Origin of the sequence: Aequorivita xiaoshiensis (assembly GCF_022008395.1) — a bacterium.
In the GTDB taxonomy this organism is placed as follows: domain Bacteria; phylum Bacteroidota; class Bacteroidia; order Flavobacteriales; family Flavobacteriaceae; genus Aequorivita; species Aequorivita xiaoshiensis.
Genome location: NZ_JAIRBB010000041.1, coordinates 1 through 1598, shown reverse-complemented (window position 1 = coordinate 1598; position 1598 = coordinate 1). Strand labels below are relative to the sequence as shown.

General features: G+C 32.9%; 2 protein-coding genes. Both read left to right on the top strand.

Annotated elements, in window-relative coordinates:
* Positions 1–112 precede the first annotated feature (112 nt).
* Complete coding sequence (locus K8344_RS13870) at positions 113–601, top strand: hypothetical protein (RefSeq protein ID WP_237609275.1); 489 nt, start codon at positions 113–115, stop codon at positions 599–601.
* 220 nt (positions 602–821) lie between these two features.
* The gene (locus tag K8344_RS13865; RefSeq protein WP_237609274.1) at positions 822–1367 is read left to right on the top strand and encodes a DUF5063 domain-containing protein; all 546 of its coding nucleotides are present in this window, start codon (positions 822–824) and stop codon (positions 1365–1367) included.
* Positions 1368–1598: the final 231 nt, after the last annotated feature.

Here is a 1598-nt window from a genome sequence, read left to right as displayed (position 1 = left end):
TTTAAAGATAAAAACTTAAAACAAAAAATTGGCTTGTGGCGCAACCGAAAAATTAGCGCATTTTTGCACGCTACTTGTCATATACACACACGTTGTGCGCAAGCTAAAAAAAATGACGTTAATCGAATTAGCAAATAAGGAAATTGATTTATATACCAACGTAATTAATATTTACGAAGGAAAAATTAGTTCGAATAATCAAAAATTGACTTTAGAAGAAATTCAAGTGGAATACAAAAAAGTGCATAACGAATATTCCAAATTATCGGATAAAAATATTGAGGCACTAAAAAGAGGTATATTTATTCAATGGTATGCGCTTACAGAGCCACATTATCTGACAGGAATAAATGAACTTGACGAAAAAACAGAGCGGAAAATTATTACAGATTTAAAAACTTTGATTGACCGAAATCAAACGGATGAAGAACTTATGTGGATGCTGAATTATTATATGAGTTGGGACTTTGTATTTGATAGATTTAAAGACATTGTCGAATTAAAGAAAAAAGTTCGAGTAAAAAATGGCGAAAGACCCAAAATAAAAACCGATAAACGCGGTCAAATGGGAATTTATTGGAAGTCAATTACAGCGGAATAAAGCCTGCGCACAACAACGTATATAGCTCATAGCTAATTAGTTGATTAATCGAAGTTAAGGCGTATTTGGAAAGTCGCCAAATTTTTAAATTTGACGATTTCCAGTTAAAAAGATAAATAGTAAAATTTAAAAATCTGGCTTGTGCTCAACCGCATGGAAACAGCTTATTTGCACGCTACGAGCCATATACAATACCGTTAGCCACAATATGACCACACGAATGCAAAATTTGACTAAAGAAATACAATTATTACTCGAACAAAAGGAAACGCAAGGTTTCTTAAAAATTGCACGCGGTTTTATTGAACTGATTGAAAATAAAGAGATAAAGGAAAAGGAATTTTATCCTGAAATCCATAAAAAACTGACTAAATTATATAACGCTGGACTTTCTCTGAAATCGGTCGAATTAATTCACTCAAATGAAAACTCGGAATTTGAAACTTTTACAAGAGAGAAACTAAAAGAACGAAACGTCAATCTGATTTCCTCACTTGGAAAAGATTGTTTTTATTGGGAAGTTTTTGACCCAACTTACGAAAAAGATAACGAGCCGACTCAAGGTTGGTTAGTCGATGATGTTGCGGGTATTTATGCGGATTTGAAAGAGGAACTTTATAAAATAGACCAAATCGGAACGGACGAGGCAATCGAAGATGGACTTTGGCAATTAAAATTCGGATTTACCTCTCATTGGGGAAATCATTGTGTGAATGCAATAAGAGCTTTGCACTACATATATTACGATGGAAAAACAACAACGTGAAAAAATACTGTGGCTAACACCGTATAAAATTAATTGCTTGGTACAAGCCTGCTTACGAAAATCCTCGCGGATTTTCTATTCGGTTTGTATTTGCTAAATTAGGTGCTTAAACCACGCAACTAATCTTATACAAACACGTTGTGCTTAATTTACCAAAATGCGAATAATAGAGATAAATGGAAATAAATTTTCAAATATGAAAGGATTTTATCGAGAGATAGAATCAAAAAT

Excerpts from the sequence above, each read along its gene's own strand:
- K8344_RS13870 (WP_237609275.1), top strand. The coding sequence starts at position 113 with ATGACGTTAATCGAATTAGCAAATAAGGAAATTGATTTATATACCAAC.
- K8344_RS13865 (WP_237609274.1), top strand. The coding sequence starts at position 822 with ATGCAAAATTTGACTAAAGAAATACAATTATTACTCGAACAAAAGGAA.